Origin of the sequence: Streptomyces sp. NPDC019224, from assembly GCF_040632605.1 — a bacterium.
Taxonomy (GTDB): domain Bacteria; phylum Actinomycetota; class Actinomycetes; order Streptomycetales; family Streptomycetaceae; genus Streptomyces.
In genome coordinates, this window is the sequence record NZ_JBEYCF010000026.1 from 37,455 (window position 1) to 51,914 (window position 14,460).

Annotated in this window: 5 protein-coding genes and 2 pseudogenes; 5 read left to right on the top strand and 2 right to left on the bottom strand. The window is 65.6% G+C overall.

Features of this window, described 5'->3' with window-relative positions:
- Positions 1–130: 130 nt before the first annotated feature.
- From ABZ564_RS18440 to ABZ564_RS18450, 3 genes and pseudogenes are all read left to right on the top strand, one after another.
- Positions 131–394, top strand: a pseudogene (locus tag ABZ564_RS18440) (transposase domain-containing protein); the annotation flags it as partial.
- A gap of 98 nt (positions 395–492) precedes the next feature.
- Entirely contained in the window at positions 493–1,707 is a 1,215-nt protein-coding gene (locus tag ABZ564_RS18445; protein WP_360857079.1) for a transposase, read from the top strand.
- A gap of 58 nt (positions 1,708–1,765) precedes the next feature.
- Positions 1,766–2,371 (top strand): annotated as a pseudogene (locus tag ABZ564_RS18450) (transposase); the annotation flags it as partial.
- Positions 2,372–2,454: 83 nt separating this feature from the next.
- On the opposite strand, the gene ABZ564_RS18455 reads toward ABZ564_RS18450, so the two are convergent.
- Positions 2,455–4,986, bottom strand: coding sequence for a VCBS repeat-containing protein (locus tag ABZ564_RS18455; protein WP_360857082.1), 2,532 nt, complete (start codon positions 4,984–4,986; stop codon positions 2,455–2,457).
- 1,476 nt (positions 4,987–6,462) lie between these two features.
- On the opposite strand from ABZ564_RS18455, the gene ABZ564_RS18460 reads away from it, so the two are divergent.
- Complete coding sequence (locus tag ABZ564_RS18460) at positions 6,463–12,096, top strand: RHS repeat-associated core domain-containing protein (RefSeq protein ID WP_360857085.1); 5,634 nt, start codon at positions 6,463–6,465, stop codon at positions 12,094–12,096.
- Positions 12,097–12,785: 689 nt separating this feature from the next.
- On the top strand, positions 12,786–13,058 hold the full coding sequence (locus tag ABZ564_RS18465; protein ID WP_360857213.1) for a transposase family protein: 273 nt from the start codon (positions 12,786–12,788) through the stop codon (positions 13,056–13,058).
- Positions 13,059–13,199: 141 nt separating this feature from the next.
- Here ABZ564_RS18465 and ABZ564_RS18470 read toward each other — a convergent pair whose 3' ends face one another.
- The gene (locus ABZ564_RS18470) at positions 13,200–14,300 is read right to left on the bottom strand and encodes an ISAs1 family transposase (RefSeq protein ID WP_360857088.1); all 1,101 of its coding nucleotides are present in this window, start codon (positions 14,298–14,300) and stop codon (positions 13,200–13,202) included.
- Between the last annotated feature and the right edge of the window lie 160 nt (positions 14,301–14,460).

Sequence of the window (14,460 nt, forward strand, 5' to 3'; positions counted from 1 at the left end):
CAAGGTGCGCCAGAGGTGTCGTCTGATGCCCGGAACGTGATCAACGCGGCTCCATTGAGACAGGTGTCGACCAAGACTTCCTGCCCATGGAGCCGCGTTGTCCATCTATTCTGCCTCCCCACCCACCTCGATGGCGCCCTCGCGGGAAAGCACCCTGGCTGGCGGGCGGTTCGCCGCTGGGCACCTGGGCGGGCTGACACCGTTCCTGCCGTTCGAGCTGGTGGACGCGGTCCTGGAGGAGACCCGCACGGTCCAGCGGCGGCTGCGGGATCTGCCCTCGCGGGTCGGGGTGTACTTCTTGCTGGCGATGGTCCTGTTCCCCGAGGTCGGCTACCGGCTGGTGTGGGACAAGATGACGGCCGGGCTCGGCTTCTCCCTGTCCGCGCCGAGCGCGAAGGGACTGCGTGATCTACGGCGTCGGGTGGGCTGCGCTCCGATGAAAGCCCTGTTTGAGGTGGTGTCCGGGCCTCTGGCTCAACCCCACACCCCGGCGTGCGGTTCGGCCAGTTCCGTACGGTCTCCTTCGACGGCTGCGGCTCGATCAAGACCCCCGACAGCGACCGCAATCAGGGCTGGCTGGGGCGGTGCCCTTACGGCGGATACCCCCGGATCGAACTGATGACGCTGGTCGAGACCGGGACCCGCTCAGTGATCGCCGCGGTGTTCGGTCCCACCGCGGAAGGTGAGACCTCCTACGCCACCCGGCTGCTGGGGCACCTGCGCCCCGACATGCTGGTGCTGTGGGACCGAGGCTTCGACGGAAACGACTTCCTCGCCGCGGTGCACGACACCGGCGCGCAGATCGTCGGCCGCATCACCCGGTGCCGCCGCCCGCCGGTCCTGAAACCCCTCGCGGATTCTTCCTACCTCTCCACCATCGGCGGTGTCTCGGTGCGCATTATCGAGGCCAAGGTGCACGTCACCTGCGCGGACGGCAGCGGTTTCGAGAGTTCCTACCGGCTGGTGACAACCCTGCTGGACGCCCACCACTACCCCGCCGAACGCCTCGTGCGCCTTTACCACGAGCGCTGGGAACACGAATCGGCGTATTGCGCCCTCCGTCATACGATCATGGCCGGGCGCCTCCTGCGCTCCGGTGACCCGGTCGGCCTCGAACAGGAGATGTGGGCTCTGCTGGTCCTTTGCCAGCTTCTGCGGCATTCCATGGTCGAGGCTGCGGAGTCCGTGCCGAGCATCGACCCCGACCGCTGCGGCTTCACCATCGCCTTCCAGACTGCCCGTGACCTGGTGGTACGGGCGGAAGAGATCTTCGAACAGGGCATCGGCGCCATCGGCCGCCGTGTCCTGGCCGCGTTGCTGCCGGCACGTCGCCCCCGCGTCAGCACCCGGAAGATGAAGTCGCCCGGTCAGCGCTATGCGGAAAGGAAGATGGACGGCCGCCCCGACCAGAGCCGGGCCGTATCCGCCGTGACCGTCACCCTCCTCCGGCCTCCGATCCCCCCGCCCCCACTGCCCGCGGCAACGGTCCCTCAGTACGTCGGCCCCGGCCAGAGCAGCACCCGCATGACCCGCGTCCTCGCCGAGCTCCAGGCGCAACCCCGGCGAGAATGGCGGTCCAGAGAGATCGCCGAGCTCCTCGGAGACGTCACCCTGGTCGCCACCTACCGACAACTCGCCCGCTGGACGGAAAAAGGGCTGATCAGGAGGGTTCGCACCGGGCGATACGCGGCAGCCGCCCACCAATGACCCGCACCTTGCACCCCCGCCACCAGCGCTAACTACCCGGCATTGGGGAAGCTTCAGGGACCGGATGCACCCCCGACTCGGCAGACACGGCCCCTGGCTGGAATACGCAGAAGCCGAACTGCCCATCCTGCACGGCAGGTTGATCCGCCTCGAAGTCGAGTACCTGCCGGGAAACCGCACCCCGAAACCGGTCTGGCTGTGGTGCTCGACGACCGCTGCCACCAGTGCGGACGTGGACCGCTGGTGGCAGGCATTCCTCCGCAGATTCGACCTCGAGCGCACCTTCCGGCTGATGAAGCAGACGCTCGGCTGGACCGCGCCGAAGGTCCGCCACGCGGACGCCGCCGATCTGTGGACCTGGCTCATCATCGCCGCCCACACCCAACTCCGCCTCGCCCGGCCCCTCGCCGAGGACCTCCGCCGCCCCTGGGAAAGGCCCGCCGAACCCCGCCGGCTCACCCCGGCTCGGGTCCGGCGAGGGTTTCGCAACGTCCGCGCGACCACCACTGGTCCAGCAGCCGCGCCGAAACCGTCCCGACCAGGACCGGGACGGCCACCCGGCTCGAAGAACAGGCACCGGGCGCGGCACCACGACGTCGGGAAGACCGTGAAACGCGCAGAAACCCTCGCTGAACGTACTCGGATAAAACAGAAGGAACGTTAAAAATCAAGCTCAGATCCGAAGACACCAGTAGCCGACGCATCCGGCTGGGGTGCCGCTTTGCTCCCAGCCGGATGCATGGCGGTCTAACTGAGCGCTTGGAAGTTGAGCCAGCCGGTGGTGCCGGCGACGGTAGGTGTTCCGATGCCGGTTGGGGTGATGGAGGGGTAGAAGTAGATTCCCTTGTCGGTGTCGTGGCTGGTTGCGTAGAGGTCGGGCTTGCCGTCTCCGTTGCTGTCGCCTTCGGAGGTGATCAGCGGGTGGGTATTGCTGTCCCAGCCGCTGGTCTTGAGGTCGTTGGTGGTGTGCCCGAGTCCCTCACCAGCCGGGCCGGTGCCCGTGTAGAGGCGGAGGCGTCCGTCATCGCGCTGTCTGGCGAGCATGTCGACCTGGCCGTCTCCGTCGACGTCGCCCGGGGCGGTGATGTCGTAGTTGGCCCAGGCGCCGTCACCGATGAGGATGGGGTCGGTGACGTCGTCCAGGTAGAAGGAGTCGGAGCCGTAGTAGAGCCACAGGTGGTCGCCTTCCTTGACCAGGAGATCGGTGTGGCCGGGCACGTCGGCTGTGCCGTCCGCGTCGACGTCGAGCGGACCGTCGACGTCTCCGATCGCGAGGATCTGGTCGGCGTTGGCCCAGTGGTTGTTCTCGGAGCTGTAGACGTTGAGCGCGACCCGGTCGAAGGTGCATTCCTGTGAGGCGCCGTCGGCTTCCTCACCGCGGGCCGTGCAGGCGTAACCCAGGCCGTTGTTCGGGTAGACGTAGAGGTCCTTCACGTTGTCCGCTGCTGGCTGGGCGGCGATGAGGTCCTCATACCCGTCATTGGTCCAGTCGCCGCGGTGGGTGACCGAGGCACCGTTGAAGTTCGTGCCGCTGGCGACCGTGTAGGGGGCGTGCTGTCCGTTGCCCTGGCCGGGATACAGCCACAGGGTTCCGTCGGTGCGAACGCCGTACTTGTCGGTGTTGCCGTCGCCGTTGAGGTCGCCGGGCTTGTCGGTGATGCCGGGGCTGTTGGCGTAGAAGATGTAGACGGCTCGGTCGGAGACGTTGCCAGCTCTGTCGATGCTGTTCGCGTACAGCGTGTGGTTTCCGGCTGCCAGTGGGCGGAGTTTGACGCTCACCGATCCACCCTGCTGAGAGGGGGTTGCGGACTGAACCTTGTTGTTCCAGTCGGTCCAGTACTCGTACTTGGCGACGTCGGCCACTCCCCCGCTGCTGAGGGTGAAGGTGCCCTCGGAACGGGCGCTTCCGGTGGTGGCGGGCCAGCCGTCGGATCCGTCCGGGAACTGGGTCGAGGTCACGCCGGGCGGAGTGGAGGGCCGGGTGGGGTCGTAGACGAAGCGGCAGCCCGGTTGGCCGGTGGCCGGTACCCAGCCGGAGGACAGGGAGCCGTCCTCGGTCTGCGCCTTCCAGGAGAAGTTGCCGTTCGCCACGGAGAGGTAGGACGTGAGCTGGGCTTTGGTGACCTTGAGTTTGGCGACGGTTCCGGAGGTGGTGGAGACCGTTTTGTTGACGATGATTACCCCGTCGGGGTCATCGACGGGGTGGTGGCCCGTGGCCCAGAGACTGAACTGCACCTTGACCGTGCCGCCATCACGGTCCGAGCCCTTGGCGGTGAGGTACAGGTCGGTGTTCCCGATCAGCCCATAAGGGGCGGAGCTGCCACAACCGGTGCTGTTCTTGGTAGAGGGGATGGTGTCCAGACCCGTAGGGACGTTCGGACGGGTGTTGTATGTGGTCGAGAGGGCGGCCGACTTGGCGTCGAACTTCTTCCAGCCGAAGACGTCACTCTCATTGCTTGCCTTGAGCGCTAGGGTGATGGTGTTCCAGTGTCCCTTGGCGGCATCCTTGGCAGCGGCGGTGGCGTCGAAGGCGAGGTTACCGGCGGGGCAGTCGGGGCCCCAGCCCTTCGCATCGGTCACCGTGTCCAGGGTGCGGATCTTCGTGGGCTGATGGTCCCAGGTGGTGGCCGAGCTCATGTACTCGGTGTGCCACAGCTCGATCGGCTTATCGGTGCACGACCAGGACCAGGTGTTCTTGATGGTGAACTTGGAGCTGGAGATCACCTTGTCCGTCGACCAGAGATTTCCGGTGTTCATACGGAAGTAGGAGCGGGCCAGTCCGTTTGTCTCGTTCTCGTAGCCGGCCCGGGCCGTCGTGGTCCCGTTGTACCAGTTCGCCCCGTTGTAGTAGGACGTCTTCGGGTTCTTCTTGTAGGCGATGGTCCAGGCATACCTGGAGCCGGATACCGCCGGGTCCAGCAGGACGGGGTACTGGGTGTCCTCACCGGTCAAAAGGCCCTGATCCGGTGTGAGGCTCAGCTTGCCGTCCTCGACCGCCACGCCCATAGCTGCCTGCTGAGCTCCGTAGCCGGGTTCGAATTCGTCGGCAGGTGGCGGAGGGCCCGCGTCTCCCTCGGTGGCCAGCGCTCGCGCCTGTGGCGCGTTGACCGTTGCGCTGTCCCACATGAGGGGGGTGGGAGCGTTGAAGACCTCTTGACCGGCCGGGTTGACGGCGGTGAGGTTTCCGTCCGCGTCGGTGTTTGCCTCCACTCCGTCGGTGTCGAGGTCGAAGTGAATTTGCTTGAGCGATGGGTTGGCGGCAGCTTGGGGTGTCTTCACCACGAACAGACTGGTGAAGCCCGAGGAACTCGCGCGTAGCTTGAGGTCCACATCATTCAGGACATTTGCAAAAATCGCCGTGTCGCCGTCGATCTGGGGCGTCGGCAAGGTGTGGGGCCAGCTCCACGACATGCTGCGCCCGTCTCGCACGATGGTCGCCAGCGGACCGTCTCCGCCACCGGAGAATCGTAGGTCCACCTCCGTCGCCTTCGGAGACAGCGTCCCGTCCGCATTCGACTCCAAGTCGGTTACGACAGGGATGAGTTGATTTTCCTTTCGGACGAACTGGGGCAGGACATAAGTGTCCTGGGTGAACGTCCCATCAGGATTGGCGAACACCTGCGAGGTTTCCGTGCGACGGGCAAGGACCTCCGCCGGCTGCCCAGTGCTGGCGGCATCGGCCAGCGCACTCTCGTCGGCGCCGAACTGCCGGGATGCCGCCTGCTCCCCGGACTGCGCGCCCGTCGCCGCCTCAGCGGTAGGTGCCATTTGCGGTGGCAAGCACATGGCGAGAGTTGCGATCGCGGCCGCAGCGCCCACCACGGTTGCCCGTGATGCGCCCTGTCTGCGCCTTTGTCTCCAAAAAACCATTGCGAAAATCCCCTCCCGAATCTGATCGGTTCGCACACTAGAGCGTGAGGGATCTGTGAGGGGTGTGGTTTTGGCGTCGAAGAGCTGTGAGCCATCCAAGAGGGGCAAAGTTCGATTCAAATGCAACTGCCCAAAATGGATATTTGCTGTTAAATCATAAAAGATTTAATTCATCCGAGCTTTCAAGTTGGCTTGAAATGAATAAGATCTGCGCCCTTGAGGCGAAGGCGGCGTGAACCCGCTGCTACCTTCCGTGTCCGACTGTGTTCCTTTCTTCGAACAGTTGGGGGTTTTCCGCGCATGCACTGGGGTGGGGGCGTCGACGCGAGACGCATGGGGCGGCGGGTACGGCTGATAGCCGTCGCGCTGACCGCGTTTCTTTTTGCAAGTCTGCTGGCCGGGCCTGTCGTGGCGGCAGCTGAGCTGAACCTTGCGAAACTGGAGAACAGTGATCCTGTACCGACAACCGAGGTAAAGAAGCAGCCTTCCTCGATACGCGATGTGACGCTTCAGCACCCGTGGAAGAAGCCACAGACCGCATGGCCGCGGCCTGGCACGGCCACAGCGAAGCTTGCTGGGTCCGGTTCCCTCACAGCGGGTTCGCTGCCTGTGCGCCTGGCCCCTGGCCCAGGTGAGAAGCGAGAAGCAGGGACGCAGGGGCCGGACACGGTCCAGGTCCAGGTGCTTGACCGTGCAGCTACGCAGGATCTGGGCGTCGAGGGGGTCGTGCTCGCGCTGAGGCCCACGGCAGGAACGCACGGCGCTGTAGATGTCAAGGTCGACTACTCCGGCTTCCGAAACGCGTACGGCGGTGACTGGGCATCACGTCTGACGCTGCGAGAACTGCCCGCTTGCGCTGCCAGCACCCCCAGGAAGAAGGGATGTGTGGTCGGGCGCGCCCTGCCGACGGCAAACAACACCAAGGCCGGCTCGCTGACCGCGCAACTGGACCTTCCTGCCGCCGCACCCGCACTTGCCGCGCAGGACGAAGCGCTCCTTGCTGCCCCCGTGGCGACACACGGTGAGCAACTCTCGGTGTCCACGGGAACCGTGCTCCTCGCCGCAACTGCGGCGGAGTCGGGGCCCTCGGGCAACTTCAAGGCGACGTCTCTCGCCCCGTCCGCCTCCTGGGCGGCCGGCGGATCGAACGGCGCCTTCTCCTGGAACTACCCGATCACCGCCCCGGACGTCCCTGGTGAAACGGCACCGGATCTGAAACTCGCCTACTCCTCGCAGTCGGTGGACGGGCGTACCGCCTCGACGAACAACCAGGCCAACAACATCGGCGACGGTTGGTCGATGGAGCCGGGCTATATCGAGCGCCAGTACATCTCGTGCACGGACGACACGAAGGACAGCAACACCACCGCCAAGGTCGGTGATCTGTGCTGGAAGAAGGACAACGCCGTCATCAATCTCGGCGGCCAGTCCAACACCCTGGTCAAGGACACGGACTCCGGCGAGTGGCACCTGGAGAGCGACGACGGGACGAAGATCGTCAAGCTCACCAACACCGACCTGGAGAACGGTGACAACGACGGGGAGTACTGGCGCGTCACCACCCCTGACGGCACCCGCTACTACTTCGGCTACAACCGCCCCAACGGCTGGGCCGCCGGCAAGGACGAGACCAACTCCACCTGGACCGTGCCCGTTTACGGGAACCAGTCCGGCGAGCCCTGCCACGCCACCGCCTTCAAGGACTCGTGGTGCCAGCAGGCATGGCGCTGGAACCTCGACGCGGTCATCGACCGGCACGGCGACGCCATGACGTACTACTGGGACAAGGAGTCCAACTACTACGGCCGCAACGTCAACCCGTCGACCGGCGACTCCACCGCCACCGTCTACGACCGCGGCGGCTCCCTCAAGCGCATCGAGTACGGCCTGCGCTCCAGCAACTTCTACGCGAAGCCCGCGGCCAAGGTCGACTTCACTCTCTCCCCCCGCTGCCTGAGCGACTGCACCTTCGACAAGGACCACGCGAAGAACTGGCCCGACGTCCCCTTCGACCGCTACTGCGCCTCGGGCACCGAGTGCAAGGACCGGTACTCCCCGTCCTTCTGGAGCCGCAACCGCATCACCAAGATCGACACCTCGGTCCTGACCGGCGGCACGTACAAGCCGGTCGACACCTGGGCTCTGCAACAGCAGTTCCCGAGCACCGGCGACGGCAGCGACCCTGCCCTGTGGCTGGCCTCCATCACCCGCACCGGTCACACCGGCACCGGCGACGTCGCCCTGCCCGCCGTGACCTTCAAGGGCCAGACCCTTCCCAACCGCGTCGAGGGCGCCACGACCGGCGGGGACCCCGATCCCGTGCCGGCGATGTGGCGATACCGCGTCTACGGCATCGGCACAGAATCAGGAAGCACCCTCGGCATCACCTACTCGCCAACCGACTGCAAGGCCGGAGACGTACCGTCCCCCGAGGACAACAACCGGCGCTGCTACCCCGTGAAGTGGTCACCGCCCGACGCACCCGCCGCGAACTACGAGCCCTACCTGGACTGGTTCCACTCCTACGTCGTCACTCAGATCCTGGAGTCCGACAACACCGGTGGCGCGCCGGCCAAGGAAACCAATTACAGCTACCTGGACGGCATGGCCTGGGCGAAGTCGAAGGACGACGAGTTCACCACGGCCAAGCACCTGACCTACAGCGACCGCAAGGGCTACGGCCGCGTCCAGGTCCGCACCGGGGCCGCACCCGACCAGCGGACACTTGAGGAGTACCGCTACTTCAGGGGCATCGACGGGGCGGCCGTCAAGGATCATGCGGGTGTTGCGGTCACCGACAAGGAAGCCTTCGCCGGCATGACCCGCGAAGAGGCGATCTACAACGGCGACGGCGGCAAACTGGAAGCTACCACCAGCTACGAACCGTGGCTGTCCGCCGCCACGGCCACCGAGACCCGGTCCGAGGGCCTGCCCGCACGCAAGGCGTACGCCACCGGTGGCGGAAGCGAGTCCACGCGCACAGCCGTGGGCGACACCTGGCGCACCACCCGGGTCGAGAGGACTTTCGACGCCGTCGGCCAGATCCTGACTGAGTCGGAGCTCGGGGACACCTCGAAGTCGGGTGATGAGCGGTGCACCACCACGACCTACGTCCCCAACACGGCCAAGAACATCCTCGCTCTCGTCTCCGAGGCGAAGGTCGTCGCCAAGGCGTGCGGGACTCCGCCCGAGCTGCCCGCGGACCTGATCTCGGTCCAGCGGAACTACTACGACGGGGCGACCAGCCTTTCGACCGCCCCGGTCACGGGTGACGTGACCCGGCTGGACGAGCAGGACGCCAAGGGCACCGGCTACCTCACCACCGCCACGCACACCTATGACCAGCACGGCCGCGAACTGACCGCGACCGATGCCCTCGGCAGCATCACCACCACCGCGTACACGCCCACCACGACCGAGGCCCCCACCTCGGTCGAGGTGACCAACGCGGCGAACCACGAGACCACCACGTCCTACGATCCCGCCCGCGGCGTAGCCACGGCAGAAGTGGACCCCAACGGCAAGCGGACCGACGCCACGTACGACGGTCTCGGCCGGCTGCTGAAGGTGTGGCAGCCGGGATGGGCCAAGGCCGACCACGAAACCACGCCGTCCGTCGAGTACGCCTACACCATCTCCCGCACCGCTGCGAACGCCGTCGCCACCAAGACGCTCAAGCAGAACGGCGAGTACCGGACCACCTATCAGCTCTACGACGGTCTCCTGCGCGAGCGCCAGACACAGTCACCGGCCATCGGCACGCAGGACCGGATCATGACCGAGACGATGTACGACACCCGTGGCTGGGCCTGGCAGTCCTTCGCCGCGTACTACGCGGCCGGAGCGCCTTCGGCCACGCTCGTCTCCACGACGGTGAACAAGGTCCCGGCCGCCACGCAGAACCTCTTCGACGGCGCCGGGCGCGTCACCGACGCCCTGTCGCTCAAGTACGGCGACGAGCAGTGGCGGTCCAAGAAGGTCTACGAGGGCGACCGCACCACGGTGATCCCCCCGAAGGGCGGCACTGCGTCGACCACGGTGACCGATGCCCGCGGCCGCACGACCGCGCTGCTGGAGTACACCGACGCGGCCCGGACCGTGTCGCAGAAGACGACGTACGCCTATGGCAAGTACGACGAGCCGTCGTCGGTCACCGACCCCGACGGCAACGTCTGGAAGTACACCTTCGACAGTCGCGGCCAGAAGACGGTCATCGACGACCCCGACCAGGGCGTAGCGCGCAACACCTACGACGACGCGGGCCGGCTCACCTCGGTCTCCAACGCCCGCGGCATCACCCTGGCCACGGAGTATGACAAGCTCGGCCGCAAGACCGCCGTCCAGCAGGGCGACACGGTCCTGGCCAAGTGGACGTACGACACCTTGGCCAAGGGGCAGCTCACCAGCAGCACCCGTTACGTGGACGGCGCCGCCTACACGACGGCGACCGACGCGTTCAACGACCGCTACCAGCCCACCTCCACCACGACCACCATCCCTTCCGCGGCCACCGGGCTCGCCGGCATGTACACCTGGACCTACGGCTACAGCCCGGAGACCGGGGCCACGCTCTGGACCCTGAACCCCGCCATCGGCAACATCCCGGCCGAACGGGTCACCACCAACTACAACAGCGACGACCTCCCCTTCCGCACCAGCGGCGCTCTCGGCGCCCTGGTGTCCAACACCTCCTACGACGTGTACTCCCGTGCCCAGCGCCTTGAGTTCGGGGCCGCCCTGGGCAAGAAGGTCTACAAGACCCAGGTCTACGACGAGCACACCGGGCGCCTGACCCAGCAAATCACCGACCGGGATCTCGCCCCTCAGCGCGTTGACGACACCTCGTACTCCTATGACCCCTCCGGTAACGTCACGGGGGTGACCACGGTCAGCGGTCAGGACGCGCAGAAGTCCACCGACACCCAGTGCTTCACCAACGATGCCCTGGGCCGGCTCACCGAGGCGTGGACCGCGAAGACCGACTGCGTCACCGCGCCTTCGAAGACCACGGTCGGTGGCCCGGACGCCTACTGGCAGAGCTTCAGCTACGACGCCCTGGGCAACCGTACGAAGCAGACCGAACACGCCACCACAACCACGGCCCCGGACGCGACGACCACCTACACCCAGCCCGCGCCCGGCACCGGCCTGCCGCACGGTGTGCAGCAGGCCACGGTCAGCGGCGGCCCGGACAACGGTCGCACCAGCACCTTCGAGTACGACCAAACCGGCAACACCACCAAGCGCACCATCGCCACCACCACCCAGAACCTGACCTGGGACGCCGAAGGCCACCTCGCCACCCTCACAGAGGCCGGCAAAACCAGCAGCTACCTGTACGACGCGGACGGCGACCGTCTCATCACCAGGAACGCCGACGGCTCCAGCGTCCTGACGCTCCCCAACGGCGACCAGCTCAACGTCGCCGCGAACGGCACCAAGACCGCCACCCGCTACTACACCCACAACGGCGAAACCATCGCCGTCCGCACCGGCAGCACCATCTCCTACCTGATCAGCGACCACCAAGGCACCACGATGACCGCGATCACCGCCGGAACCCTCGCGATCACCCGAAGAAAACAACTCCCCTTCGGCCAACTCAGAACCCAGCAGTCAACAGCCTTCGGAAACCATGGCTTCGTCGGCGGAACCAACGACCTCACCGGCCTCACCCACCTGGGCGCCCGCGAATACGACCCTACCCTCGGCCGATTCCTCAGCGTCGACCCCATCATCGACATCAACGAACCAGCCCAGATGAACGCCTACAGCTACGCCCACAACGCCCCCCTCACCCTCTCCGACCCCGACGGCCTCTGCCCCGCAGACCTCTGCGGCAACGGATACCCCATCGGAGGCACCGGCCAGACCAAGGGCGACAAAACCCGCTACACCAAGAACACCTCCACCGGAAACCGATGGACACTCGGCCCCTACGTCAGCAAGAGCGGGAAACTCGTCACCTTCCCGGGTAAAAAGAGCTGGGCACAAGCTGAAGCGTTGCGGCGAGCCAAGGCTGCAATCGCCGCCGCAAAGAAGGCTGCGGATAAGGAGCGCCGAAAAAAGGATGGCATTTGGGGTAGTATCAAGAAGGGTAATTTCGGTGCCGCTTGGGACAACAGCCTTGGAAGTTCAGGCTGGAGAAATCACAAAATTGTAGACATCGCAATCACGGCTGTCGCCGCCGTCGGGACTGCGGCGTGCATCGCGAGTGTGGTTTGCGGTGGAGGCATGTTCATGGTCGGCGTGGGGGCAGTGTTCGTAGCCGGTCTGGGCGCACACATGGCAGTGTCCACTCCTGAAGAGCGGACCGAAGGTGGAGCGCAATTCATCAAGAGGACGGCGATCTCAGAGGCTAAGGGGGTTGCTGCCGGCGCCCTCTGTGGCAGGGGGCCAGGGGGGTGTCTCGCGTTCGGACCTAAGGCGGGAACTCCACTGGCAGGTACGGCACGAATGCAAATTCCCCGGGAAGCAGTAAGGGTTTCCCTTCGGACCGTAAGGGAATTCCTTTTCTAGCCGGAATCCCTCAGGGTGCGGAAAGGTGTCACTTTTCCGCACCCTCCCGTTTTCACTCAATCGTGGATAGCGGGAATCTTTAAAATGTAACTGCCGAGAGGTAAGGGAAGCATGGCCGCTAGCAAAGGGTACCCAAAGGGTTTGTTGAGGGTGCCTACGGTTGCAATGGATGATTGGGTCTCTCAGCATGAGGCGGCTCACATGCTGGGAGTTTCTGTAGGGAGGGTTGGTGTACTGATCTCGACAGATCATTTGTTGCCCGCCCATAACCCGGCTGGGGAAGCTGGTGTCGCTAAGGGTAGCCTACTCAAGGAAGTCAATTGGCGTAAATCGGCTACTATCTCTGGGAAGGTGTGGAGAATCTTAAAGGATTCCATCAAATTTCTTTAGGTCTGGGCCGTGCCCTATATTGACCTGAAACGCTTTGAGTTCAGACCCGGCGATGGCGTGTGAGTGAGCCTTTTCCAACCTCATATTGAGGCGTGGTGAAGGCAGGGCTTGCGCGAGTTCCCGGGATCGTCCAACTGGCGTGAGGATGGCGCAGGTTGGGGTGGATGACAGCGCGGACACGGGATCCGTGATCATTCAGGTGTCTACGCCGAGTGATCAAGAAGGTTCCCGTGTCCGCTGTCTCATCTTCCCCGATCCCTGCCGTGTTGGCCAAGCTGGGTCCCCTCGACCCGGACGATATGGCTGACCTGCGCGTCTTCCTGGAGGCCGTTCCCGATCCGCGCTCGAAGCGGGGTCGCTGGTACCCGTTGGCCTCGATCCTGCTGGTCTGTGCGGCAGCCGCGGTCTCGGGAGGCCGGACCATCGACGAACTCGCCGAGTGGGGTGCCCGCGCCGATGCCGGACTCCTCGCCGTACTCGGAGTGCGCCGTCATCTCCTGCGATGGCGGCACGCGGATGGTGTCCCGTGGAGTGGTGTAGCCGATCTTGGCGGAGATATGCGCCCGTTCTGAGCCGTCATGTGCGTCGACTGCCTGCGAGTGCTCCCTGAACACGAGGTCGGCCACCGTGTAACTGTCCTTGGTGAACGGGCAGTTCGACTCCAGGGGGTACACGGTCAGGGGCATTGCGTGAAGTGATCTTGTCCGGGTTCGTCAGGTGAGGCCGAGGGCGGTCAGGGGGCGACGGTAGTCGCGGGCGGCTCGGCGGAGGGCGGCGGCCATGTTGGTCTGGCCGTTCTGGCGGTGGACGCCGACGGCGAGGTTACGCAGGGAGGCCATGGCGCGGGGCAGGTGACCGGTGCGGATCCTGGAGTCGTCCTCGCGGAAGGTCCGGTCACGGACGTGATGTAGGAGGTTTTCGATGCCCCAGTGCCCTCTGATCCAGGAGGCGAGTTCGGCGCCGGTTGCGGCGCCGGCGGCGAGGCTGGTGATCAGGTAGATCCGTTCGATCGACAGCTGTCCGGTGCTTCGGTCCATCCTCCAGCGGACGATCTGGAGGGCCTGCTTGGCATCGGGGTAGTCGATGTGGTCGAACGCGGCGGCCTTGAGGCGACGGATCTCGATGCGGTGGTGAGCGCGGGTGCGGTCGTAGTGCTCCAGCGGCATGTCCCGCCAGGGCAGATGCCGGACCCGGTCGAAGAGTTTGGCGTGGTTCTTCTTCACGATCGCCAGGTAGTGGGCGCCGCGTCCGCGCAGGTAGGCGCCATGGGCGTGCTGAGTGTGCAGGGCATCCGCGGTGATCACGGTGTTCTCCAGATCCTCGATCGAGTCCAGCAACGGCGCGAAGGCGGGGATCTCGTTGCTCTTGTCAGCGATCTGTCGTTGGGCCAGGACGCTTCCGACGTGGTCCATCGCGGCGAGCAGGACCACCGCGCTCCTCTCGGCGGTGCGAGAGCCTCGGACGGTCTTGCCGTCCACCGCGACGGCCCGGCGGATTGCCCGGGCGGCCGGCCCGTCCACTGTGACGCTTGTGGCCGAGCGGGTGTCGAGGAACGCGCCGACGGCACGGTCGAGGGCGTCGCCGTCGAGACGTTCCAGCAGGCGGCGGATAGTCGCGGGGTGCGGGGCGGACACCTGACCGGTGAACGGGTCGGGGGTGAAGCCGAGTGTCCGCAGGGCCCAGGGGGGCGCGTCGGTGATCCATTCCCCGATCGCGGCCAGCGACTTCGCAGCGGTCAGGACGGCGGCGGCCACCGCGCAGACCAACGCGGTGAAGGGATAGATCCGGCCTTTACGGCCCCTGGGATCGGGCACCCCGGTCAGGAAAGTTCGCAGGTCAACGGCATCGAGAAGGGGTGCCGGGGCGGATATCGAGGCCAGCTGGCCCAGCGGGGCAGCGATAAGCGATGATGCAAGGGCAGGCACGGGCTCGCTCGGTGTTCATGGGACGTAGACACTCACATGATCACCGGCA

Bases quoted from the DNA above. Each gene is read 5' to 3' on its own strand.
- ABZ564_RS18465 (WP_360857213.1), top strand. From the start codon at position 12,786: ATGGCTGACCTGCGCGTCTTCCTGGAGGCCGTTCCCGATCCGCGCTCG.